The organism is Streptomyces amritsarensis (assembly GCF_001953875.1).
Classification (GTDB): Bacteria; Actinomycetota; Actinomycetes; order Streptomycetales; family Streptomycetaceae; genus Streptomyces; species Streptomyces amritsarensis.
This window is the reverse complement of the sequence record NZ_MQUR01000023.1, coordinates 57673-81743: the sequence shown is the minus strand read 5'-3', so window position 1 is coordinate 81743 and position 24071 is coordinate 57673. Positions and strand designations below refer to the sequence as shown.

General features: G+C 73.9%; 18 protein-coding genes and 1 pseudogene. 14 read left to right on the top strand and 5 right to left on the bottom strand.

Annotated elements, in window-relative coordinates; translation table 11 throughout:
* Nucleotides 1-144 precede the first annotated feature (144 nt).
* Both AVW11_RS39255 and AVW11_RS35790 read left to right on the top strand, forming a co-directional pair.
* Nucleotides 145-1455: pseudogene (locus tag AVW11_RS39255) on the top strand (hypothetical protein); the annotation flags it as partial.
* Nucleotides 1456-1602: 147 nt separating this feature from the next.
* On the top strand, nucleotides 1603-2448 hold the full coding sequence (locus AVW11_RS35790; protein ID WP_206281901.1) for a tetratricopeptide repeat protein: 846 nt from the start codon (nucleotides 1603-1605) through the stop codon (nucleotides 2446-2448).
* 70 nt (nucleotides 2449-2518) lie between these two features.
* Here the strand turns inward: AVW11_RS35790 and AVW11_RS13090 are convergent, their stop codons facing one another.
* Complete coding sequence (locus AVW11_RS13090; protein ID WP_030855349.1) at nucleotides 2519-3790, bottom strand: DUF1015 family protein; 1272 nt, start codon at nucleotides 3788-3790, stop codon at nucleotides 2519-2521.
* 87 nt (nucleotides 3791-3877) lie between these two features.
* Here AVW11_RS13090 and AVW11_RS13085 point away from each other — a divergent pair, with 87 nt between their 5' ends.
* The 4 genes from AVW11_RS13085 to AVW11_RS13070 are packed head-to-tail and all read left to right on the top strand — an operon-like array spanning nucleotide 3878 to nucleotide 7956.
* Nucleotides 3878-4978: an HAD-IIA family hydrolase gene (locus AVW11_RS13085; protein ID WP_076044059.1), complete on the top strand. Its 1101-nt coding sequence runs from the start codon at nucleotides 3878-3880 to the stop codon at nucleotides 4976-4978.
* A gap of 49 nt (nucleotides 4979-5027) precedes the next feature.
* Entirely contained in the window at nucleotides 5028-6086 is a 1059-nt protein-coding gene (locus tag AVW11_RS13080) for a FecCD family ABC transporter permease (protein WP_030855346.1), read from the top strand.
* Between the two features lie 41 nt (nucleotides 6087-6127).
* Nucleotides 6128-7129: a FecCD family ABC transporter permease gene (locus tag AVW11_RS13075; protein WP_060180003.1), complete on the top strand. Its 1002-nt coding sequence runs from the start codon at nucleotides 6128-6130 to the stop codon at nucleotides 7127-7129.
* Nucleotides 7126-7956: an ABC transporter ATP-binding protein gene (locus AVW11_RS13070; protein ID WP_173675216.1), complete on the top strand. Its 831-nt coding sequence runs from the start codon at nucleotides 7126-7128 to the stop codon at nucleotides 7954-7956. The genes AVW11_RS13075 and AVW11_RS13070 overlap by 4 nt, the downstream gene beginning before the upstream one ends.
* Nucleotides 7957-8063: 107 nt before the next feature.
* On the opposite strand, the gene AVW11_RS13065 is transcribed toward AVW11_RS13070, so the two are convergent.
* Complete coding sequence (locus tag AVW11_RS13065; RefSeq protein ID WP_076044062.1) at nucleotides 8064-8411, bottom strand: SCP2 sterol-binding domain-containing protein; 348 nt, start codon at nucleotides 8409-8411, stop codon at nucleotides 8064-8066.
* Nucleotides 8412-8476: 65 nt separating this feature from the next.
* Between AVW11_RS13065 and AVW11_RS13060 the strand changes: the two genes are divergently transcribed.
* From AVW11_RS13060 to AVW11_RS13040, 5 genes are all read left to right on the top strand, one after another.
* Nucleotides 8477-8794 carry a hypothetical protein gene (locus tag AVW11_RS13060; protein WP_225884683.1) on the top strand — a complete coding sequence of 106 codons (318 nt, stop codon included), beginning with the start codon at nucleotides 8477-8479 and terminating at the stop codon, nucleotides 8792-8794.
* A 7-nt stretch (nucleotides 8795-8801) separates the two neighbouring features.
* Nucleotides 8802-9617, top strand: coding sequence for a TlyA family RNA methyltransferase (locus AVW11_RS13055; protein WP_030855338.1), 816 nt, complete (start codon nucleotides 8802-8804; stop codon nucleotides 9615-9617).
* Nucleotides 9614-10522: an NAD kinase gene (locus AVW11_RS13050; protein WP_060179947.1), complete on the top strand. Its 909-nt coding sequence runs from the start codon at nucleotides 9614-9616 to the stop codon at nucleotides 10520-10522. Before AVW11_RS13055 ends, AVW11_RS13050 begins: the two co-directional genes overlap by 4 nt.
* A 268-nt stretch (nucleotides 10523-10790) precedes the next feature.
* Nucleotides 10791-12515, top strand: coding sequence for a DNA repair protein RecN (recN, locus tag AVW11_RS13045; RefSeq protein ID WP_060179948.1), 1725 nt, complete (start codon nucleotides 10791-10793; stop codon nucleotides 12513-12515).
* A gap of 256 nt (nucleotides 12516-12771) precedes the next feature.
* Nucleotides 12772-13884, top strand: coding sequence for a glycosyltransferase family 4 protein (locus tag AVW11_RS13040; protein ID WP_037834606.1), 1113 nt, complete (start codon nucleotides 12772-12774; stop codon nucleotides 13882-13884).
* 112 nt (nucleotides 13885-13996) lie between these two features.
* On the opposite strand, the gene AVW11_RS13035 is transcribed toward AVW11_RS13040, so the two are convergent.
* The 3 genes from AVW11_RS13035 to AVW11_RS13025 all read right to left on the bottom strand — a co-directional run bounded on the left by AVW11_RS13035 (nucleotide 13997) and on the right by AVW11_RS13025 (nucleotide 18952).
* Nucleotides 13997-15622: a PucR family transcriptional regulator gene (locus AVW11_RS13035; RefSeq protein WP_060179949.1), complete on the bottom strand. Its 1626-nt coding sequence runs from the start codon at nucleotides 15620-15622 to the stop codon at nucleotides 13997-13999.
* A 22-nt stretch (nucleotides 15623-15644) separates the two neighbouring features.
* Nucleotides 15645-17030 carry an FAD-binding oxidoreductase gene (locus AVW11_RS13030; protein WP_060179950.1) on the bottom strand — a complete coding sequence of 462 codons (1386 nt, stop codon included), beginning with the start codon at nucleotides 17028-17030 and terminating at the stop codon, nucleotides 15645-15647.
* A gap of 110 nt (nucleotides 17031-17140) precedes the next feature.
* Nucleotides 17141-18952 carry a glycoside hydrolase family 15 protein gene (locus AVW11_RS13025; protein WP_030855330.1) on the bottom strand — a complete coding sequence of 604 codons (1812 nt, stop codon included), beginning with the start codon at nucleotides 18950-18952 and terminating at the stop codon, nucleotides 17141-17143.
* 464 nt (nucleotides 18953-19416) lie between these two features.
* Between AVW11_RS13025 and AVW11_RS13020 the strand changes: the two genes are divergently transcribed.
* The 3 genes from AVW11_RS13020 (at nucleotide 19417) to AVW11_RS13010 (ending at nucleotide 24028) form a co-directional block, all read left to right on the top strand.
* Nucleotides 19417-21069, top strand: a complete 1653-nt coding sequence (locus tag AVW11_RS13020) for a CTP synthase (protein WP_060179951.1) — start codon at nucleotides 19417-19419, stop codon at nucleotides 21067-21069.
* An 81-nt stretch (nucleotides 21070-21150) separates the two neighbouring features.
* Nucleotides 21151-21783 carry an NUDIX domain-containing protein gene (locus AVW11_RS13015; protein WP_076044057.1) on the top strand — a complete coding sequence of 211 codons (633 nt, stop codon included), beginning with the start codon at nucleotides 21151-21153 and terminating at the stop codon, nucleotides 21781-21783.
* 220 nt (nucleotides 21784-22003) lie between these two features.
* Nucleotides 22004-24028 (top strand): tetratricopeptide repeat protein, encoded by a 2025-nt coding sequence (locus AVW11_RS13010; protein WP_079070782.1) that lies wholly within the window; start codon nucleotides 22004-22006, stop codon nucleotides 24026-24028.
* Nucleotides 24029-24071 lie beyond the last annotated feature (43 nt).

Here is a 24071-nt window from a genome sequence, read left to right as displayed (position 1 = left end):
TGCAGGGGGGACCCTGTGGGAGAGTAGGACGCCGCCGAACAATCTTTCAAAGGACCCTTGGTCCAGCGTTCAACGCTGGACCAAGGGTCCTTTTGTTTTTCCCCTCTTTACGCCGAAGCGCGGCCATGCGTTGGTTGCGCGAGAATGACTAGCGGTACCCCGAAGACAGGAGTCACACCCATGTCCAACTCTCCCGACGATCGTCCGGAGCGCGAGCCTCGTCGCAACGACGGCGGTGACAGGGGCGGCTACCGCGGGGGCCGTGACGACCGTGGCGGCGACCGTCCCCCGTTCCGCCGTGACGACCGCGGTGGCCGCCCGGCCGGCAGCGGCGGTGGCTACCGTCGCGACGACCGTGGTGGGCGTCCCGCCGGCGGTGGCGACCGCCCGTCCTTCCGTCGTGACGACCGTGGTGGCGACCGCCCGTCCTACCCGCGCCGTGACGACCGTGGTGGCGACCGTCCCTCGTACCCGCGTCGCGATGACCGTGGTGGCGACCGTCCGTCGTACCCCCGTCGTGACGACCGTGGCGGCGACCGCCCCTCCTACCCGCGTCGTGACGACCGTGGTGGCGACCGCCCCTCCTACCCGCGTCGTGACGACCGTGGTGGCGACCGCCCCTCGTACCCGCGCCGCGATGACCGTGGCGGCGAGCGTCCCTCGTACCCGCGTCGGGACGACGACCGTGGTGGATACCGCGGCGGGCGTGACGACCGCGGCGGCGACCGCCCCTCCTACCCGCGCCGTGACGACCGTGGTGGCGACCGCCCCTCCTACCCCCGTCGTGACGACCGTGGCGGCGACCGTCCGTCCTTCCGTCGTGACGACCGAGGTGGCGACCGCCCGTCGTACCCGCGCCGCGATGACCGTGGCGGCGAGCGTCCCTCGTACCCGCGTCGGGACGACGACCGTGGTGGATACCGCGGCGGCCGTGACGACCGCGGCGGCGACCGCCCCTCCTACCCGCGCCGTGACGACCGCGGCGGCGACCGCCCGTCGTACCCGCGCCGTGACGACCGGGGTGAGCGTCCGTCGTACCCGCGTCGTGATGACGACCGTGGTGGATACCGCGGCGGCCGTGACGACCGCGGTGGCGACCGCCCCTCCTACCCCCGTCGTGACGACCGCGGTGGCGAGCGTCCGTCCTTCCGTCGTGACGACCGTGGTGGCGACCGTCCCTCGTACCCGCGTCGTGACGACCGTGGTGGCGACCGCCCGTCGTACCCGCGTCGTGATGACCGGGGTGAGCGTCCCTCGTACCCGCGTCGTGACGAGCGGGGTGGCGACCGTCCGTCCTACCCGCGTCGCGATGACCGGGGTGAGCGTCCCTCGTACCCGCGTCGTGATGACGACCGTGGGGGATACCGCGGCGGCCGTGACGACCGAGGCGGCGACCGCCCCTCCTACCCCCGTCGCGACGACCGGGGCGGCGAGCGTCCCTCGTACCCGCGTCGCGACGACCGTGGCGGCGACCGCGGCGGATACCGCGGCGGTCGTGACGACCGCGGCGGCGACCGCGGCTACCGTTCGGACCGCGACCGCGACCCGGTCAAGCGGCTTCCGATCGACGAGGACGTCACCGGCCTCGAGATCGACGCCGATGTGCGTCAGGAGCTGCTGAGCCTGCCCAAGGGACTGGCCGAAGAGGTCTCCAAGAACCTGGTCATGGTCGCCCGGCTGATCGACGAGGACCCCGAGCAGGCCTACGCGTACTCGCGCATCGCCCTGCGCCTGGCCTCCCGCGTCGCCGCCGTCCGCGAGGCCGCCGGCTTCGCCGCGTACGCCACGCAGAAGTACAGCGAGGCCCTCGCGGAGTTCCGCGCCGCCAAGCGCATGACCGGCTCCGTCGAGCTGTGGCCCGTCATGGCCGACTGCGAGCGCGGCCTCGGCCGTCCCGAGCGGGCGCTGGCCATGGCCGGCGAGCCCGAGGTGCAGAAGCTCGACAAGGCCGGCCAGGTCGAGATGCGTCTGGTCGCGGCCGGTGCGCGCCGGGACCAGGGGCAGCTCGAAGCGGCCATCGTGACGCTGCAGAGCCCCGAGCTGGCGTCCAACGCCGTCCAGCCGTGGACCGCGCGCCTGCGGTACGCCTACGCCGACGCCCTGCTGGCGGCCGGTCGTGAGGACGAGGCCCGCGAGTGGTTCGGCAAGGCCCTCGAAGCCGACAAGGACGGGGCCACCGACGCCTCCGACCGACTCGCCGAGCTCGACGGTGTCGAGTTCGTCGACGCCGCGATCGACCTGTCCGACGACGACGAGGTCGAAGACCTCACCGCCGGCGACCGCGACGAGGACGACGACGAGGACGAGGACGAGGACCCGGCGGAGGTCGCCGCGGCCGAGCGCGCCACCGACGTCACCGAGTACTACGACGAGGACGACGAGGAGTTCGAGCCGCTGGAGCAGTCCGCGGCCGGCGCCGACACCGACCTCCGAGGCGACCAGGCCTGAGCCGCGTTGACGTAGAGACGAAGGGCGGTACCCCGAACGGGGTACCGCCCTTCGTCGTGTCCGGGAGGAATCAGCCCAGCCCGCGCAGGACCAGGCCCGTGGCCGGCTTCGGGCCGAAGGACGTCGACTTGCGGGGCATGGTGACCCCCTGGCGGGCGAGGTCGCGCACCACTTCCTCGCGTACGGGATGCAGCAGGACGGCGGTGCCCCCGTGCCGTTCGGCCATGGCCACCGTCGACGCGGCGTCGTGGATGTAGGTGATCTGGTCCGGGGCGTCCGGGACATGCCAGAGCGCGTCGAGCAGCGTCGCGTGCAGCACGGTGGCGTCCAGCCGGCGCCAGGCCTCGGGGCGGTCGTGCCGGACCGTGCGGTCGAGGAGGGCCAGGTCGGGATCGGTGACCAGGTGGAAGGCGCCGTCGCCGGCGAGGAGGAAGGCGTTGCCGCGTTCCGCCGCGTCCGCGAGGGCGTCCAGGGCCAGCGGCAGCGGCCCGTCGACCGGGCGGACCCGGAAGTGGCCGGCGACGGCGGCCAGCGCGTCGGCGACCGGGAGACGGCGCAGCATCCGGTGGATGGCGCGGACCTGCAGCGGGTAGCGGGCGGTGTCCACGAGGAGCACCAGGCCGAAGTCCCACGCGGTGGGGGAGCCGTGCTCCTCCTGGAGGCGCAGGTACGTCGCCCACCGGTGGTGCCCGTCGGCGATGAGGGCCTGGCGGTGGCTGAGGTCCGCTGTGACGGCGGCCAGTTCGGCCGGGTCGGTGATGGCCCAGAGGCGGTGCTGGAAGCCGTCCTCGGTGGTGGTCGACAGCAGCGGCGGGTGCTGCGCGGTCCGCTCGACGACCGCCGCCGCACCCGCGGCGGGGTCGTCGCCCCGGTAGGTGAGGAGGAGCGGTTCCAGGTTCGCCGACGTCGCCCGCATCAGGCCCGCCCGGTCGGTCACCACATCCGGCATGACGTCCTCGTGGGGCAGGACGATGCCGGCGTCGGCGGTGGACAGGGCGAGGGCGCCGATGACGCCGCGCTGGAGCAGCCCCGCCCGGCGCTGCTCGTACACGTACAGCGCGGGCTCGGGGTCGGCGGACAGGATCCCCTCGGCCAGCCAGTCCCGCAGGGTGCGCGCCGCCTGTTCGTTGCGCGCGGCCGGGGTGCCGGCCTGCGGGAGGATCAGGCGGACGATGTTGTGCGGGTCGGCGGACTCGAGGTGGTCGACTCCGTCGGGGCGCACGACCACGTCGTACGGCGGCGAGGTGACGGCGGCGAGGCTGCCGACACGCTCGGGGACGTAGCGCAGGCCATGGAACGGGATGAGGCGCAGCCCGTGGTCCGCGGTGCCAGAAGTGGTCATTGGTGCATGGTAAATCGCGTCTCGCCATGCGGGATGATCGGGGCAGTACGGAATCGGACAAGATCGATCTCACAGGGAGCGGCCAGAATGACCCGGCAGATCAGGACCAGTCCTGCGGCGTGTGACGAGAGTCTGCACCAGGCGTACGACACCGCACTCCTGGACCTGGACGGTGTGGTGTACGCGGGCGGGCGGGCCATCGGCCACGCCGTGGAGTCCCTCGCGGCGGCCCGCGCCGCCGGCATGCACCTCGCGTACGTGACGAACAACGCGCTGCGGACCCCCGAAGCCGTCGCGGAGCACCTGGGCGAGCTGGGCATCCCGACGGACGCGGCCGAGGTGATCACCTCGGCGCAGGCCGTGGCCCGGCTCATCGCGGAGCAGGTCGAGCCGGGGTCCAAAGTGCTGGTGATCGGCGGGGAGGGGCTGCGGGTCGCGCTCCGCGAACGCGGACTGGTGCCGGTCGAGTCCGCCGACGAGGAGGGGCTCGCGGCGGTCGTGCAGGGATACGGGGGGCCGGACCTGGCGTGGGGCCGGTTCGCGGAGGCCTCGTACGCGATCAACCGGGGCGTGCCCTGGTACGCGTCGAACACCGACCTGACGATCCCCGGTGCGCGGGGCATCGCGCCGGGCAACGGGGCCGCGGTGGAGGTCGTACGGATCGCCACGGGCGCGGAGCCGCAGGTGGCGGGCAAGCCGCTGCCCCCGATGCACCGGGAGACGGTGCTGCGGACCGGGGCGAAGCGGCCGCTGGTCGTCGGGGACCGGCTGGACACCGACATCGAGGGCGCCTTCAACGGGGAGGTGGACTCGCTGCTGGTGCTGACCGGGGTGACCGACGCGGAGCAGCTGCTGCGGGCCGAGCCCCGGCACCGGCCGACCTATGTGGACCGGGACCTGCGCGGACTGCTGGCCGGGCAGCCGGAGGTGGTGCCGGCCGCGGAGGGGTTCCGCTGCGGCGGCTGGACGGCGGTGGCCCTGAACAACGGGCTGCTCGACCTGCGCGAGGCCGACGAGGACAGCGGGGAGGGCCCGACGACCGGCGACGGCGCGACGACCGGGGACGGCGGACCGGGACCGGACCCGCTGGACGGTCTGCGTGCGCTGTGCGCGGCGGCCTGGACGGCCGCCGCGGACGGCGTATGCACGCTCGACGCGGCGAAGGCGCTGGCCAGGCTGGGTCTTTGAGGCCCACCAGGGCTCCGTTCGAGGTGGAGGCTAGGCTAACCTAACCTGCGTGTTGGTTGAGAGTCCCCCCGAATCCGGGCCGAGCGCGGCGCCCCCGCCTGACGCCGTCGCCCGCCCACGCCATGCCGCGCGTGCCGCGGGTCTGGCCGGCGCCCTCGTGGTGCTCGCCCTGATCGCGGTGCTGAGCATCGCCGTGGGCGCCAAGCAGATGCCCCTGGACGAGGTCTGGCACGGCCTCTTCCACTACTCGGGGACCACCTCGGACGTGGTCGTGCGGGACCTACGGGTCCCGCGCACCCTCCTCGGGCTGATGGTCGGGCTCGGCCTCGGCCTGTCCGGGGCGGTGATGCAGGCGCTGACCCGCAACCCGCTGGCCGAGCCCGGCATCCTCGGCGTCAACGCCGGCGCCGCGGCGGCCGTCGTCTCCGCGATCAGCTTCTTCGGCGCGAGCTCGCTGGGCGAGTTCGTGTGGTGGGCGTTCCTCGGCGCCGCCGTCGTCTCGGTCCTCGTGTACGTCCTGGGCGGCAGCCGCAGCGCCACACCGGTACGCCTCGCGCTCGCCGGTACGGCGGCCAGCGCGGCCCTCGTCGGCTACATCAACGCGGTGCAGCTGATGGACAGCAAGGCGCTGGACAAGCTGCGCTTCTGGACGGTGGGCTCGCTGGCCTCCGCCAACATGGACACCGTCCGCCAGGTCGCCCCGTTCCTGCTGGTCGGCGCGGTGCTCGCGCTGTCGCTGGGCCGGCCGCTCAACGCGATGGCCATGGGCGACGACACGGCCAGGGCGCTCGGTGCGAACCTGACCCGGACCCGGGTCGGTGCCATGCTCGCCATCACCCTGCTCTGCGGTGCGGCGACCGCCGCGTGCGGGCCCATCGTCTTCATCGGCCTGATGATCCCGCACCTCGTGCGGGTGTTCACCGGCCCCGACATGCGCTGGGTGCTCGCCTACTCGGCCGTCCTGTCGCCCGTCCTGCTGCTCGGCGCGGACGTCGCCGGCAGGGTCGTCACCCGGCCCGCCGAGCTCCAGGTCGGCATCGTCACCGCGCTCATCGGCGGGCCCGTCTTCATCTACCTCGTCCGGCGCAAGAGGATGGCCCAGCTGTGACCGTGACCGCCAAAGCCCGTCCCGTGCGGCTCCCGGGCGGGATGTCGCTGCGGATCGAGCGGCGCGCCCTCGCCGTCGGCGCCCTCCTCGTCCTCGCCGCGTTCGTCATGGCCGTCCTGCTCATCGGCACCGGCGACTTCGACATCGCGCCGTGGGACGTCGTGCAGACCCTGCTCGGCAACGGCACCCCCGCCGACGACTTCATCGTCAACGACCTCCGCCTGCCCCGGGTGCTGGTCGCCCTGCTGGTCGGCGCGGCCCTCGGGATGGCCGGAGCCGTCTTCCAGTCGGTGACCCGCAACCCGCTCGGCTCGCCCGACCTGCTCGGCTTCTCGTACGGGTCCGCGGTCGGCGCCCTCGTCGTCATCATCCTGCTGAAGGGCTCGGCGACCGAGGTCGCCGCGGGCGCGCTGCTCGGCGGACTGCTGGCCGGCGCCGCCGTCTACCTGCTGGCGTACAAGCGGGGCATCCACGGCTACCGGCTGGTCCTGGTGGGCATCGGCGCCTCCGCGATGCTGTTGGCCGCCATCCAGTACCTGATCACCAAGGCCCAGCTCGTGGAGGCCTCGCGGGCCATGGTCTGGCTGACCGGTTCGCTGGCCGGCCGGGACTGGGCGCAGGTGTGGCCGCTGCTGGCGACCTGCGCGGTGCTGTTCCCGCTGGTGCTGGGGCAGAGCCGGGCCCTGCGGATGATCGAGATGGGCGACGACGCGGCGTACGCGGTGGGGGTGCGGGTGGAGCGCACCCGGCTGCTGCTGATGCTGGCGGCGATCCTGCTCACCACGGCGGCGAGCGCCGCGGCCGGGCCGATCAGCTTCGTCGCGCTGGCCGCGCCGCAGCTGGCCCGGCGGCTGACCGGCTCGCCCGGCGCCAACCTGCTGAGCGCCGCCCTCATGGGTTCGGTGGTGCTGCTGCTCTCGGACTGGGCCTCGCAGCGGGCCTTCGGCGCGGACCAGCTGCCGGTGGGCGTGGTGACCGGGCTGGTCGGCGGTGTCTATCTGCTCTGGCTGCTCGTCACCGAGCGCAAGGCGGGACGTATATGAACCTCAGGAGTGCGCAAGTGCAGCGGTTGACCGCGGAGAACGTGACCCTCGGCTACGACCAGCGGGTCATCGCCGAGAACCTGTCGGTGGAGATCCCCGACAACTCCTTCACGGTGATCGTCGGCCCCAACGCCTGCGGCAAGTCCACGCTGCTGCGGGCCCTGTCGCGGATGCTGAAGCCGTCCCAGGGGCGGGTGCTGCTGGACGGGCAGGCCATCGGGTCCCTGCCCGCGAAGAAGGTCGCCAAGACCCTCGGGCTGCTCCCGCAGTCCTCGATCGCGCCCGACGGGATCACGGTCGCCGACCTGGTCTCCCGCGGCCGCTACCCGCACCAGGGGCTGCTGCGGCAGTGGTCGCACGAGGACGAGCGGATCGTGACGGAGTCGATGGCCTCGACCGGGGTCGCCGAGCTCGCCGACCGGGCCGTGGACGAGCTGTCGGGCGGGCAGCGGCAGCGCGTGTGGATCGCGATGGCGCTGGCGCAGCAGACCCCGCTGCTCCTGCTCGACGAGCCGACGACGTACCTGGACATCCAGCACCAGATCGACGTGCTCGACCTGTGCGCCGAACTGCACGAGACCCAGGGGCGCACCCTCGTCGCCGTGCTGCACGACCTCAACCACGCCGCCCGCTACGCCACGCACCTGATCGCGATGCGGGGCGGGAAGGTCATCGCCGAGGGCCCGCCGCAGGAGGTGGTCACCGCGGAGCTCGTGGAGAAGGTGTTCGGGCTGCGCTGCCAGGTCATCGACGACCCGGAGACGGGGACGCCGCTGGTGATCCCGGCGGCCCGGCGCTCCCGCGCCCAGGCGGCCGCCGAGGTGTAGGACCGACGGGCGGCCGGCACTCCCGGGGTGCCGGCCGGCCATGGCCGGGCCCGGGCCGGCCGGGACGCGCTAGTGCTGTGACCGGCACGGTTCACCGGGGCGCAGCACTAGAGCAGGCTCTTCAGCCGCAGCAGGTCGCGGAAGCCGGCCTCCAGCCTGACCCGGCCGGAGGCCCAGGCCTTCGCGAACTTCAGCTCGCCCGCGACCAGCGCGACCAGGTCGTCGCCGGTCATCGCGAGGCGGATCTCCGCCTTGCGGGCCGGCGGGCCCGGCGCGACCGCGTCCACCCGGATCCGGCCCCCTTCGAGGCGGCCGGTGAACGTCTGGGCCAGGTCCGTGATGTGGCAGCTGAGGGAGCGGTCGAACGCGGCCGCGCCGCGCACGCCCTCCTCGGCCCGCGCGAGGTTGTCGGAGAGTCGGTCGAGTGCTTCACGGCACTCCTGGATCGTAGCCATCGTGATCACGACCGTACCGCAGAGCCGCGCGCCGCCGTGGGGGCGCTTCGGGGTAGCGTCGTGGCATGACCGACGAAGCAGCCGACACCCGGGCCGAGGCCCCGAACGCGGGCGGAGCCGAGGTGCGGGCCGAGGCCGGGGCCGCGGCGGCGGAAGCCCCCGCCGAGCCGGTGGAGCCCGCCGGGCCCGCCGCGCTGGGCGTCGTACGCACCCCCACCGGCCACGCCGGGGTGGACGCGCACCTGGCGCGGCTGGCGGACGCGGACCACCTCGCGGCGGACGGACACGTCGAGGTGTACGAGGATGTCCACCGGGGGCTGCGTGAGGCGCTGACCGCGCTGGACGCACCGCCCGTCCCCGGACCGTACGAAAACAGGAGCTGAACCGAACGTGGCAGGAGTGGCACGCCGCCGCCTGGACGCCGAACTGGTACGCCGCAGCATGGCCCGCTCGCGCGAGCACGCCGCGCAGCTGATCGCCGCGGGCCGGGTGACCGTGGGCGGCACCACCGCGACCAAGGCCGCCACCCAGGTCGAGACCAGCGCGGCCCTCGTGGTCCTCAAGGACGACGCCGACCCCGACTACGTCTCGCGCGGCGGGCACAAGCTCGCCGGCGCCCTCGCGGCCTTCCTGCCGCGGGGACTGCGGGTCGAGGGCCGCCGTGCGCTGGACGCGGGAGCGTCCACCGGAGGCTTCACCGACGTGCTGCTGCGGGCGGGTGTCGCCCACGTCATGGCGGTCGACGTCGGTTACGGGCAGCTCGCCTGGTCGCTGCAGAGCGACGACCGGGTCACCGTGAAGGACCGCACGAACGTGCGCGAGCTGACGGTCGAGCAGATCGACGGCATCCCGGTGGACCTCGTGGTCGGCGACCTGTCCTTCATCTCGATCGGCCTGGTGCTGCCCGCGCTGGTGCGGTGCACGGCGCCGGACGCGGACCTCGTGCTGATGGTCAAGCCGCAGTTCGAGGTCGGCAAGGACCGGCTGGGCAGCGGCGGCGTGGTGCGCAGCCCCGAGCTGCGGGCCGAGGCCGTGCGGGAGGTGGCGGCCAGCGCCGCGGCGCTCGGACTGGGCGTCCTCGGGGTCACCGCCAGTCCGCTGCCGGGGCCGTCGGGCAACGTCGAGTACTTTCTGTGGCTGAGGGCGGGGGCACCGGCACTCGACCCGGCGGATGTTGACCGTGCAGTGGCGGAGGGGCCGCAGTGACAGATTCTTCGGGGGAACGCACCGTATTCCTGCTCGCGCACACCGGACGGCCCGCGGCCATCCGCAGCGCCGAGCTGGTCGTCAAGGGACTGCTGCGCTGCGGGCTGGGCGTGCGGGTCTTCGACCACGAGGCGGTGGACCTGCCGCTGCCGCCGGAGGTGGAGCTCGTCACCGAGTCCACGCCCGGGGTGCTCGACGGGTGCGAGCTGCTGGTGGTGCTGGGCGGGGACGGGACCCTGCTGCGCGGCGCCGAGCTCGCACGGGCCTCGGGCGTACCGATGCTGGGCGTCAACCTGGGCCGGGTCGGCTTCCTCGCCGAGGCCGAGCGCGACGACCTCGACAAGGTCGTGGACCGGGTGGTGACGCGCTCCTACGAGGTCGAGGAGCGCATGACCCTCGACGTGATCGTGCGCACGAACGGCGACGTCGTGCACCGGGACTGGGCGCTGAACGAGGCCGCGGTGCAGAAGGTGTCCCCGGAGCGGATGCTGGAGGTGGTCCTGGAGATCGACGGACGCCCGGTGACCGGCTTCGGCTGCGACGGGATCGTCTGCGCCACTCCGACCGGCTCGACGGCCTACGCCTTCTCCGCGGGCGGGCCGGTCGTCTGGCCGGAGGTGGAGGCGCTGCTGATGGTGCCGATCAGCGCGCACGCGCTGTTCGCGAAGCCGCTGGTGACCTCGCCGAACTCGGTCCTGGCGGTGGAGGTGCAGAGCGGCACACCGCACGGGGTCCTGTGGTGCGACGGCCGACGCATGCTGGAGCTGCCGGCAGGGGCCCGCGTGGAGGTCCGGCGGGGTGCGGTGCCCGTGCGGCTCGCCCGCCTGCACCACGCGTCGTTCACCGACCGGCTCGTCGCGAAGTTCGCGCTGCCGGTGTCGGGCTGGCGGGGTGCGCCGCACTGACGGCCCCGGCCCGGCCGTGGCGGGCGCGGCAGCGGCGCCCCGAGGGCGCGCCCCCGTGGCGGCGAGGGGTTCGGATACGCCGATCGTGACCCGGCCGACGCTCCGGCCGCGACCGGAGCTGCGCGCACAAGCCCGGGCGGGATTCCCGGTGTTGCCGTTCGGCGCCGACAGCGAGAGCATTAATAGCACATGCGTTCGGAGAACTCGGCGCGGGTGACGTCACATGGCACCCGGGAAACCTCGGTATCGTCGTCCCGTGCTTGAGGAGATGCGGATACGGTCGCTCGGGGTCATCGACGACGCGGTGGTCGAGCTGTCGCCCGGTTTCACCGCGGTGACCGGCGAGACCGGCGCCGGCAAGACGATGGTCGTCACCAGCCTCGGGCTGCTGCTCGGCGGGCGCGCCGACCCGGCCCTGGTGCGGATCGGGGCCAAGGCGGCAGTGGTCGAGGGCCGCGTCGTCATGCGCCCGGACGCCCCCGCCGCGGTGCGCGCCGAGGAGGCCGGGGCCGAGCTCGACGACGGCGCCCTGCTGATCAGCCGGACCGTGTCCGCCGAGGGGCGTTCCCGCGCCCACGTCGGCGGCCGCTCCGTGCCCGTCGGCCTGCTCGGCGAACTCGCCGACGACCTGGTCGCCGTGCACGGACAGACCGACCAGCAGGGCCTGCTCCGGCCGGCCCGGCAGAGGCAGGCGCTCGACCGGTACGCCGGAGACGCCGTCGCCGTCCCGCTGGAGAAGTACGCCTCGGCCTACCGCAGGCTCCGCGCGGTCGCCGTGGAGCTCGAGGAGATCACCACCCGGGCCCGGGAACGGGCCCAGGAGGCCGATCTGCTCCGCTTCGGCCTCGACGAGATCGCGGCCGTGGAGCCGGTGGCCGGCGAGGACGCCGAACTGGCGGCCGAGGCGGAGCGGCTCGGGCACGCCGAAGCGCTGGCCTCGGCGGCCCAGGCGGCGCACGCCGCACTCGCGGGCAACCCCGAGGACCCCGAGGCCATCGACGCGAACATGCTCGTCGCCGGGGCCCACCGGGCCCTGGAATCCGTACGGTCGCACGACCCGGCGCTCGGCGCGCTCGCCGAGCGGATCGGTGAGCTCGGCATCCTGCTCGCAGACGTGGCCGGGGAGCTGGCCGGCTACGCCGACGACCTCGACGCCGATCCGCTGCGGCTGGCCGCGGTGGAGGAGCGCCGGGCCGCCCTGACACAGCTGACGCGCAAGTACGGCACCGAGGGCACCGTGGACGCCGTGCTGGAGTGGGCCGAACAGGGCGCGGCGCGGCTGCTGGAACTGGACGGCGACGACGAGCGGATCACCGAGCTGACCGCGGAACGGGACGGGCTGCGCTCCGAACTGTCGGTGCTGGCACAGACGCTGACCGACGCCCGGGTGGAGGCGGCGACGCGCTTCGCCTCCGCGGTGACGGCGGAGCTGGCATCACTGGCGATGCCGCACGCCCGGGTGACGATCGACATCCGGCAGACGGACGACCCCGAAGGAGTGGACGTGGACGGCCGCCCGGTCGCCTACGGACCCTCCGGCGCCGACGAGGTCGAACTGCTGCTCGCCCCGCACCCGGGTGCCCAGCCGCGGCCGATCGCCAAGGGCGCCTCGGGCGGTGAGCTGTCCCGCGTGATGCTCGCGGTCGAGGTCGTCTTCGCGGGCACCGACCCGGTGCCCACGTACCTCTTCGACGAGGTCGACGCCGGCGTCGGCGGCAAGGCGGCGGTCGAGATCGGCCGGCGCCTGGCGAAGCTGGCCAGGACGGCGCAGGTCGTGGTCGTCACGCACCTGCCGCAGGTGGCCGCCTTCGCCGACCGGCAGCTGCTGGTGGAGAAGACCAACGACGGCTCGGTGACCCGCAGCGGGGTCACCGTCCTGGAGGGCGAGGACCGGATCCGCGAGCTGTCGCGCATGCTCGCAGGGCACGAGGACTCCGTCTCCGCGCGGGCGCACGCCGAGGAACTGCTCGCGGCGGCGCGCGCCGACGGGTGAGCCCGCACACCTTGCGCAGGGCCCGGGACGCATACCGTTCCGGGCCCTCCGCTTTTCCGTGAAAGGCCGGTTGGGGCCTGAAACGGACCGATCTGCCCGTCACCCTACGGATTCCACTTACGCCGTGTGGGTGAGGCCGGAGAGTCGCCGGCCGTATCTCGCACAGGATCCGCACCCGTATGGTCCCGGAACGCGCGTGCGGACTGGCATCCTTGGCGACGTCTCTGACTCTTCCCTCACCCTGGAGCTTCGGCCCGTGAGCAGCTCCCCGGTCTCCACCTCCGCCGCGACACAGCCCTACGGGCGCCCGCTGCGCACCGTCCACGTGCTCGGCGACGGTGCGGGAGCGGGCAGTTGCGCGCACGTCCGATCGCTCGCCACGGGGCTCGCCGCGCGCGGGGTGCGGGTCACGGTGTGCGCCCCCGTCCGGGCGGAAGGGGAGTACGACTTCACCGGAGCCGGGGCGGAGTTCGCGCCCGACGCGGTGAGCGTGCTGCGGACCGCCTGCGCCGGCGCGGACGTCGTCCACGCGCACGGGGTGAAGGCGGGCCTGAAGGCCGCGCTGGCCATGCGCGGGCGCCGGGTGCCGCTGGTGGTGACCTGGCACGGCGACGGCCCGGCCGCGCCCGGCGCGCTCGGTCGGCTGAGCCGGATGCTGGAACGGCGCGTGGCGCGGGCCGCCGCCGTGGTGCTCGGCGCCTCCTCGGACCTCGTGGACCTGGCGCGGCAGCGGGGCGCCAGGGACGCGCGGCTGGCACCCGTGGCCTTCCCGGCGGCTGCGGAAGGGACGGCGGACCCGGGCAAGGTGCGGGCGGAACTCGGCGTCGTGGAACGGCCGTTGCTCATCGCGGTCGGCAGCCTGGTGGCGCACCGCGGATATTCCGTCCTGCTCGACGCGGCGCGCGAGTGGCGGGCCCTGGAACCGCCGCCGCTGCTGGTGATCGCGGGCGAGGGGCCGCTACGGGCCGAACTGGCCCGGCGGATCGAGGCGGAGCGGCTCCCGGTCCGGCTGCTCGGGCGGCGCCGGGACGCGGCGCAACTGCTGGCGGCGGCGGACCTGGCGGTCCTGCCGAGCCGGTGGGAGGCGCGGGCGCCGCTGGCACAGGAGGCGCTGCGGGTGGGTGTGCCGCTGGTGGCCACGGCGGTGGGCGGGGTACCGGAGTTGGTGGGGGAGGGCGCGGTGCTCGTCCCGCCGGGGGAGGCGGGCGCCCTCGCCTCGGCCGTGACCGGCCTCCTGGCCGACCCGGCCCGCCGGGCCGACCTGGCCGCCGCCGGGCGCATCCAGGCCGCGACGTGGCCGTCGGAGGACGACACCGTGGCCCAGGTCCTGTCCGTCTACGACGAACTGATCGAACGCCACCGCCGCTGACCCCTCGCGCCGGCGCAGCCGCACCCTTCCGCCTCGCCGGCGCGTGCGGCCCGGATCCGGGCCGGGGGGCCCGCGATCCCCGGCCCGCCGGTGTTCGGGGGCGGGGGGCGCGTCAGGAAGGGCCGGGGCCGGCGTGGCGGCGGGCGCGGAGCGCCAGGCTCAGCGAGAGGACCGTCTCCGGGTCGTCCAGGTCCGTGCCCAGCAGCTCCGAGATGCGCGCCAGCCGGTTGTAGAGGGTCTGCCGGTTCAGGTGGAGCTCACGGGCCGTCTCCGCCTTGCGGCCCGCATGGGCCAGGTACGTCTCCAGGGTGGGCAGCAGCGGCGGCCGCGAGGCCGCGTCGTGCGCGCGCAGCGGGCCGATCGCACGGTCCACGAAGGCCGCCAGGTCCGGGTGTTCGCGCAGCCGCCACAGCAGCAGGTCGATGTCGAGGCGCCGGGCGTCGTACCAGGGCCGGGCCGGCAGGCCGTGCGCCGCGGTGGCGGTCTCCGCGGCGTGCCGCAGCCCCGACGAGGCCGCCGCCCAGCCGCCCGCCACGCCGACGACCACGGCCGGCGGGGCGGTGGCCCGGTCCAGGCCCGCCCGTTCGACGCCCGTCCGCAGCGCCGCCGCGACCCGGTCGGCGACCGCGGTGCGCTCCGACTCCGCCCGCAGCGACACCAGCAGCGGCACCCGGCCCTCGACCGGCCGGACGCCCAGCAGCACCGGGACACCGACCGACGACAGCTCCTCCAGCACCGCCCGGGCCAGGACGGCCCAGTTCCCGGACGGGCCGAGGTCCGACAGGCGCATCACCACCGGCAGCAGCGGCCCCGCGCCCGGCTTGAAGCCCAGTACGCGGGCCTGCGCCGGCGCGTCCTGCGCCGAGATACGGCCCTCCGCGAGGTCCGTGAGGAAGTCGCCGCGGCCGCGCGCCGCCAACTCCTCCTCCTGCCGGGCCTGCATGAGGACCACGGCCAGAACGCCGGCCGTGCGCTCCGCCGCCATCCGGTGCACCGGCAGCAGCGGGGCCGAGACCCCGACCAGGACCAATCGGGCCCGCACCGAGCCCGTGCCGTGGCCGCCGCCCGGTACGTCGATCACCACCGTGTTCGCCGACGGTTCGGCCTCGCGCTGCCCGCGCAGCCCCTCCCAGACCTGGAGCGGATCCGCGCCCGGGTCCCCGGCCGAGCTGGCGGCCGCGTACAGCAACTGCCCGTCCGGGGTCTCCAGGAAGACCGGGTTCGCCGTGAAGTCGGCCAGGATGCGCAGCACCTGCGGGATGCCCCCGCCGCCCAACAAAGCCTCCGTGCAACGCCGGTGGACCTCCTCGGCCCGCTGGAGCAGTGCGTAGTGGCCGTTGACGATCTCGGTGTGGACCTCCTCGGTGACCGCGACGAAGGGGACCTCCCGGTGCAGCTGCACCAGCGGCAGGCCCGCCGCACGCGCCGTCTCCACGAGCGTCGCGGGCAGCCGCGTGAACCGCGGGCCCAGCTCCACCACCAGCGCGGCGATGCCCCGGTCCGCGAGGCGGCGTACGAAGGCCCGCTGTTCGGCGGGGCGGGTGCCCAGGCCCAGTCCCGTGGTCAGCAGCAGCTCGCCGCCCTTGAGCAGGGAGGCGATGTTCGGGACCTCGCCCGCGTGCACCCAGCGGACGGTGCGGCCCAGGCGGTCGGCGCAGGCCACCACCTCCGGCAGGCCGCTGCGCAGCCCCGGCAGCTCCAGCGCCCGCTGAACCGTGATCCCGCCCTGGTTGTCCATGTCGCGGGACGCTATCAGGGGGTCAGGCCGGCCTGATGTTGTGGTTGAAGCGGAAGACGTTGTCGGGGTCGTACTGCCGCTTCACCCGGCCCAGCCGCCGCATGTTGTCCGCGCCGAGCCCGGAGACCACCCGGTCCGAGCCCTCGTCCCCGGTGAAGTTCAGGTACACCGCACCGGTGCTCCACGGCGCGACGTCCGCGCGGACGTCCTTGACCCACTGCCGGCAGCGTTCGTCGTCGGCCGGGTCCTCCCAGATCCCGAACGGGTGCACCGCCCAGGGGGAGTCCCGGTACGGCACCGGATAGTCGGCCGGGCCCGAGGCGATCGCGCCGCCCTGCGGGAACAGGATGTGCTGGGTCCCGGTCGGCACCGGCATCGACGCGGCCCGGGCGCAGAACACGTCGACGAACGCGTCCGGTGCGGCCGTCAGGTACTCCGCCGACCAGTAGTTCCGCAGCCCCGGCGGGTCGTCGATCATGCACTGGAGATCGGCGTACGGGATGGCGGTGACCATCGCCGCCTCGTGCGGCAGCGCCAGCAGCGGCTCGGCCAGCTTGCGCAGCCGCTCCTCCGGGCCCGCGTACGTGAGCAGCGCCGCGCACACCAGCCGCCCGGCGAGGTGCGGGGGCACGAAGTCGTCGTCCGGGGGGCCGGTCAGGAAGATCACGCCGCCGCTCGCCTCCGCCGGCCCGTCCTCCAGGAGGTCCCGGTAGGTCCGCACCACCTCGGGGCCGTTCTCCGGCAGGTACAGCACGAACGCGATCGCCATGGCGGGCAGTTCGTGCAGCCGCAGGGTGATCGCGGTGGCCACGCCGAAGTTCCCGCCGCCGCCGTGCAGGGCCCAGAACAGCTCCGGGCGCTCCTGCGAGGTGGTCTCCACGACCGACCCGTCGGCCGTCACCAGTTCCACACCCAGCAGGTTGTCCACGGCCAGCCCGCACTTGCGGTCCAGCCAGCCGCTGCCGCCGCCCAGGACGAAGCCGCCGACCCCGGTGGTGGAGGCACGGCCGCCGGTGGTGGCGAGCCCGTACGGGGCGCAGGCCCGGTCCAGGTGGCTCATCGTCGCCCCGCCCTCGACGCGGACCGCGCGGGCACCCGGGTGGACGGTGACCTCGTGCATCCGGCGCAGGTCGATCACCAGGGCGCCGTCGCCGAGGGCGGAACCGGAGACGCTGTGCCCGCCGCCCCGCACGGCGATCTTCAGGTCGAGGTCCCTCGCGAAGCGCACGGCGGTGGCCACGTCCTCCGCGCTCTCGCACTGGGCGATCACCGCGGGCCTGCGGTCGATCATCGCGTTGAAGACCGTCCGGGCCTCGTCGTAGCCCGGATCCTGCGGAGCGAACACCTCGCCGGACAGATCCTCGCGGAGCGCGGCCAGGGCCGCGCCCGCCTTCGAGAGGGGAGCCATGGCTGCCACCCTTCCAACGGACGGAGGGCATAAGACCCTTCCAGCCTAGGCCCGGCGGATCACCGGGGCGCGGCGAACCGCACCGCACCCCGGGCCGGTCGTGTCCGGCGTCAGCCCCCGTAGGCCCCGCTCGCCGTCAGCCGCAGCGCCGTGTCGATCAGCGGAACGTGGCTGAACGCCTGCGGGAAGTTCCCCACCTGCCGCTGGAGCCGCGGATCCCACTCCTCCGCCAGCAGGCCCAGATCGTTGCGCAGCGCGAGCAGCCGCTCGAACAGCCGCCGCGCCTCGTCCACCCGGCCGATCATCGCCAGGTCGTCGGCCATCCAGAACGAGCAGGCCAGGAAGGCCCCCTCGTCGCCCTCCAGGCCGTCCACACCGGCCTCCTCGCCCGCCGTCGGGTAGCGCAGGATGAAGCCGTCGGGCGTGGACAGCTCGCGCTGGATCGCCTCGATGGTGCCGATGACCCGCTTGTCGTCGGGCGGCAGGAAGCCCATCTGCGGGATGAGCAGCAGCGAGGCGTCCAGCTCCTTCGACCCGTACGACTGGGTGAAGGTGTTGCGTTCCTTGTCGTAGCCCTTCTCGCACACGTCCTGGTGGATCTCGTCACGCAGCTCCCGCCACCGCTCCAGCGGGCCGTCCGCGTCCCCGCTCTCGATCAGCTTGATCGTGCGGTCCACGGCCACCCAGGCCATCACCTTGGAGTGCACGAAGTGCCGGCGCGGGCCGCGCACCTCCCAGATGCCCTCGTCCGGCTCCGACCAGTGCGTCTCCAGGTAGCGGATCAGCTTGAGCTGGAGCAGGGAGGCGTAGTCGCTGCGGGCCAGGCCGGTCATGTGACCCAGGTGCAGGGCCTCGGTGACCTCGCCGTACACGTCGAGCTGCAGTTGGCCGGCGGCGCCGTTGCCGACGCGGACCGGGCGGGAGCCCTCGTAGCCGGGCAGCCAGTCCAGCTCGGTCTCGCCGAGCTCCCGTTCACCCGCGATCCCGTACATGATCTGCAGGTTCTCCGGGTCGCCGGCCACCGCGCGCAGCAGCCACTCGCGCCAGGCCCGGGCCTCCTCGCGGTAGCCGGTGCGCAGCAGCGAGGAGAGGGTGATGGCCGCGTCCCGCAGCCAGGTGTAGCGGTAGTCCCAGTTGCGGACGCCGCCGATCTCCTCCGGCAGGGAGGTGGTCGGCGCGGCGACGATCCCGCCCGTGGGGGCGTACGTGAGGGCCTTGAGGGTGATCAGGGAGCGCACCACGGCCTCCCGGTAGGGCCCGTGGTAGGTGCACTGGTCGACCCACTCGCGCCAGAACTCCGCGGTCGACTCCAGGGCCGCCTCGGCGTCCGGGGCCTCGGGCGCGCCGCGGTGCGAGGGCTGCCAGCTGATGCTGAAGGCCACCCGGTCGCCGGGCCCGACGGTGAAGTCGGAGTACGTCGTCAGGTCCTTGCCGTACGTCTGCGCGTCGGTGTCCAGCCAGACGGAGTCGGGCCCGGCGACGGCGACCGTGCGGCCGTCGACCTTGTGCACCCACGGCACCACCCGGCCGTAGCTGAAGCGCATCCGCAGCGTGGAGCGCATCGGGACCCGCCCGCTGACACCCTCCACGATGCGGATCAGCTGCGGCGCGTGGTCCTCGCGGGGAGGCATGAAGTCGATCACGCGGACGTTGCCGCGCGGGGTGTCCCACTCGGACTCCAGCACCAGCGAGTCGCCGCGGTAGCGGCGGCGGGTGGCACGCGGGGCCTCGGAGCCCGCCGGGACCGACGGCCCGATCCGCCAGAACCCGTGATCCTCGGTGCCGAGAATGCTCGCGAACACGGCATGGGAGTCGAAGCGGGGCAGGCACAGCCAGTCCACCGCCCCGTCCCGGCAGACCAGCGCGGCGGTCTGCATGTCACCGATCAGTGCGTAATCCTCGATGCGCCCGGACACGTGCATCTCCAGTCGAACGGCCACGTCCGCCCCGAAGGGCGCTTGCAATGCGCGTTTGCGCGGTCTCCTGTGTGCGGGGATCTCCGCGTGAGCCCATGATTCCGTATATCGGCCCGGTTAGGCCGTCCGACGGACTGCCCGGCGGTGATGTGTGCAATATCCGAGCAGGATATGACGGCACCCTAGTGATCTTCTTCAGGCCGCGGGCCATGCCGTTCGGCCGAACGGGTGAGTCGGCGGATCTCCGCCCCGGCCCACTTCGGCGCTCTGCTACGAGCCGTCGACGGCGCGTGGCCGGAGGCGGACCGGCCCGGGCGCTGATAGGCTGGTACCCCGTGGACCGGTGGTCTGCCTGTGCGAATCAGGGGCCCCGAAACCGCAGCTTCGGCGCCCCCTGAGACCCTTCCGGATCGACGGCGGCCGGCGCCGGACGCACCTCACTTCGCGACCACGGGAGCCCCCTCTTGGCGATGCCGCCCAAATCCATGACGACCAAGCACATCTTCGTCACCGGGGGTGTCGCTTCCTCCCTCGGCAAGGGCCTGACGGCCTCCAGCCTGGGTGCGCTCCTGAAGGCGCGCGGCCTGCGGGTCACGATGCAGAAGCTCGACCCGTACCTGAACGTCGACCCGGGCACCATGAACCCGTTCCAGCACGGCGAGGTGTTCGTCACCAACGACGGCGCCGAGACCGACCTGGACATCGGCCACTACGAGCGCTTCCTCGACGTCGACCTCGACGGCTCGGCGAACGTCACCACCGGCCAGGTCTACAACACCGTCATCGCCAAGGAGCGCCGCGGCGAGTACCTCGGTGACACCGTGCAGGTCATCCCGCACATCACCAACGAGATCAAGCACCGCATCCGCCGCATGGCGACCGACGACGTCGACGTCGTCATCACCGAGGTCGGCGGCACCGTCGGCGACATCGAGTCGCTGCCGTTCCTGGAGACCGTCCGCCAGGTCCGCCACGAGGTCGGCCGCGACAACGTCTTCGTCGTGCACATCTCGCTGCTGCCCTACATCGGCCCCTCCGGCGAGCTGAAGACCAAGCCGACCCAGCACTCCGTCGCGGCCCTGCGCAACATCGGCATCCAGCCCGACGCCATCGTGCTGCGCGCCGACCGCGACGTCCCCACCAGCATCAAGCGCAAGATCTCGCTGATGTGCGACGTGGACGAGGCGGCCGTGGTCGCGGCCATCGACGCCAAGTCGATCTACGACATCCCCAAGGTCCTGCACACCGAGGGCCTGGACGCGTACGTCGTGCGCAAGCTCGACCTGCCCTTCCGCGACGTCGACTGGACCGTGTGGGAGGACCTCCTCGACCGCGTCCACAACCCCGACCACGAGGTCAAGGTCGCGCTCGTCGGCAAGTACATCGACCTGCCCGACGCCTACCTGTCGGTGACCGAGGCGCTGCGCGCCGGCGGCTTCGCCAACAAGGCCCGCGTCCAGATCAAGTGGGTCACCTCCGACGACTGCAAGACCCCCGCGGGCGCGGCGGCCCAGCTCTCCGACGTGGACGCGATCTGCGTGCCCGGCGGCTTCGGCGACCGCGGTGTCAACGGCAAGGTCGGCGCGATCACCTACGCCCGCGAGAACAAGATCCCGCTGCTCGGCCTGTGCCTGGGCCTGCAGTGCGTGGTCATCGAGGCCGCACGCAACCTCGCGGGCATCGACGACGCCAACTCCACCGAGTTCGACGCCTCCACCCCGCACCCGGTCATCTCGACCATGGAGGAGCAGCTGGCCTTCGTCGAGGGCGCGGGCGACCTGGGCGGCACCATGCGCCTGGGCATGTACCCGGCCAAGCTCGCCGAGGGCTCCATCGTGCGCGAGGTCTACGGCGACCAGGCGTACGTGGACGAGCGCCACCGCCACCGCTACGAGGTCAACAACGCCTACCGCAGCGAGCTGGAGAAGAAGGCGGGCATCGTCTTCTCCGGCACCTCCCCGGACAACAAGCTCGTCGAGTACGTCGAGTACCCGCGCGAGGTCCACCCCTACCTGGTGGCCACCCAGGCCCACCCGGAGCTGCGCTCGCGCCCGACGCGCCCGCACCCGCTGTTCGCGGGTCTGGTCAAGGCGGCCGTGGAGCGGCAGCAGTCCGCGAAGTGAGAGCCTGACCGCATAACGTAGACGGCCGGGGTACGGAAGATCCGTATCCCGGCTGTCGCGCGTTGTGGAGGGCTTCGGGGCATGAACATCAAGGACACGGCGGAATCCTGGGAGACGCTGTCGACCCGGCGGCCGTTCCAGGGCGCGAAGACGGCGGTGGACTCCGACGAGGTCCGCATGCCCGACGGCTCGACCGCCCGCCGCGACTACCAGGTCCACCCCGGCTCGGTGTGCGTGCTCGCCCTGGACGGGGAAGGGCGGGTGCTGGTCCTCAGCCAGTACCGGCACCCGGTGCGGCGCCGGCTGTGGGAGCTGCCGGCCGGACTGCTGGACGTCCCCGGCGAGAACCCGCTGCTCGGCGCGCAGCGCGAGCTCTACGAGGAGGCCCACGCCAAGGCGGAGGACTGGCGGGTGCTGGTCGACTTCTACGCCTCGCCGGGCGGGTCGGACGAGGCGATCCGGGTCTTCCTGGCGCGGGGCGTCTCGGAGGCGGACGGCGAGCGCTACCGCGAGTCCGACTCGGAGGAGGCGGACATGGAGGTGGCCTGGGTCCCGCTGGCGGAGCTGGTAGAGGGCATCCTGGCGGGCGAGCTCGGCAACCCGGGGCTGGTGGCCGGGGTGCTGGCGCTGTCCGCCGCCCTGGCCCGCGAGGGCGGTGTCGACGCCCTGCGCCCGGCCCTCGCACCGTGGCCGGCCCGGCCGTACGAGGCGTAGCCGGCGGCTCCCCGCCCGGGGCGCGGCTGCCGGGTCCCGGGCGGAGCCCCGGGCAACGGCGGAAGGCCGGCCGCGCGACGCCCGCCCGCCCGGCAGGGCCGGCGCCGGGCGGGCGGGGGCGTTTCCCGCCTCGGCCCGCACGGCCGGGGCGGTGAAAAAGCGGACCATCCGCTGATCCGATCGGGGGATTTACCCGCCGCGCTCCACACGGGCCGTCGCTCTGCGTGAACTACGCTCGCCATCCGAAGGCAGTGAGAGGAGCGGATCCGTGACGGATTTCGTCGGGCGGCGGCGTGAACTCAAGGAGCTGCGCGAGGACATCGCGCGCACCGGGCTCGACACCCTCTCCGGCCGCAAGGCCAAGGCTCCCCGCGCGCGGGTGCTGCTCGTCGCCGGACGCCCCGGATCCGGCCGGACCGCGCTCGCGGAGACGTTCGTGCGCGAGATCGCCGACCAGTACCCCGACGGGGTGCTGCGCACCAGGCTCACCGCCCCCGGCGGCGAGACCGTGGCCACCGAGCGCGCCCTGCGCGGCCTGCTGGCGGGCCTGGGACGCAGCACCCCGCCCGGCGCCGGCGAGGACGAGCTCAGCTCCGTCCTGCGCACCGCCCTCCAGGAGCGCAAGGCGATCATCCTGATCGACGACGCGGCCGATCCGCACCAGGTCGACGCCCTGCTCCCGGACACCCCGGAATGCCTCGTCGTGGTCACCGCCGAGGGCCCGCTCACCGGCATCCCCGACGTGCGCCCCTGCACCCTCGGCGGCCTGGACACCGCCTCCGCCGTCGGGATGCTCGCCCGCCGCATCGGCGACACCCGCATCACCGCCGACCCGCGGGCCGCCGAATCCCTCGCGGAGGCGTGCGGGGGCCAGCCCGCAGCCCTCGAACTCGCCGGCGGCTGGCTCGCGGCCCGCCCCAAGGCCGCCGTCGCCGACGTGGCCAAACAGCTCCACGACATGCCCGCCGGTGCCGGCGGCCCGCTCGGCCGCGCCTTCCGGCTCGTGTACGACTCCCTGCCGCAGCCCGCCCAGCGCACCCTGCGCCTGCTGCCGCTCGCCCCGGCCGGCCTCGTCGACTCGCACACCGCCTCCGCGCTGGCCGGCTGCTCCGTGGCCGCCGCGCAGTCCACGCTGGACGACTTCGCCGGGCTGGGACTCGTCCGGCACGCCCCCGACGGCCTGTTCCTGCTGCCGGGCAGCCTGGCGCCGATGCTCCAGGCACTGCTGGAGGCCAAGGAGCGCCCCGCCGAGGTCCAGCTGGCGCGGGCCCGGATGCTGGAGCGGACCGTCCGGCTGCTGCACTCCTGCCGGGCCATGGCCGCCGCCGAGGGCGACGACCCCGACTCCGAGCTCCAGGAGCTGCTGGACGGCCTCCCGCGCGCCCTGCGATTCCCCGACCGGCGGGCCGCCGCCCTCTGGCTGGACACCCGGCTCCCGGCGCTGACCGCGGCCGCCTCCCTGGCGGTGGCCGACGGCGAGCTGGACACCCTGGCCCGCCGGCTGGTGGCCGCCCTCGTACGGGCCCTCGCGGACCACCGCGGCACCGCGGAGGCCGCCCCCGAGCTGTACGGGCTGCACCGCCTGGTCCTGGACGTGGCCGAGCGCCGGGGCCTGCACCGGGAGCAGGCCGCGGCGCTGCTGAACCTGGCCGACCTGGACGCCGAGACCGGCCGGACCCAGGAGGCCCTGGAGCGCTACCGGGCCGCCCTGGACGCCGGAAGGGCCGCGAACGACCCGTACGCGACGGGCCGCGCGATGGAATCCGTAGGCGGTGCCTACCAGGAGCTGGCGGACTGGCACCGGGCCTCCGACTGGTTCGGCCGGGCGCTCGCCCAGGCCCTCTCGCGCGGGGAGCGTGCGGACGAGGCCCGGCTGTACGGACGGCTGGGGAACGTGCACACCTACGCGGGCCGCTACGGGGACGCGCTGCGCAGCTGGCGGGCCGCGGCCGCGGGCTACCGGAAACTGGCCGATGTCCCGGGCCAGGCCAAGGCGTTGAGCGAGATGGCGCGGATCCAGGAGTACGCCGGCCGGCCCGAGGAATCCCTGCACACCTGCCGCGAGGCGGTGGAGCTGGCGCGCCGGGCCGGCGACCAGCGGCTTCAGGCCGCGCTGCAGGTCCGGCTGGCCGACACGCTGGACAGGCTCGGGGACCCGGCGGCTGCGAGACTGCACCGCTCCGCAGCGGACAGATTGCTGGGAGACGACCCCGCTGCCTGCGAAATCCGCAGTGGATCCGACTGAGATTATTGGTTTGCAAGGCTAGACAGCGACTCATCCTTCATTA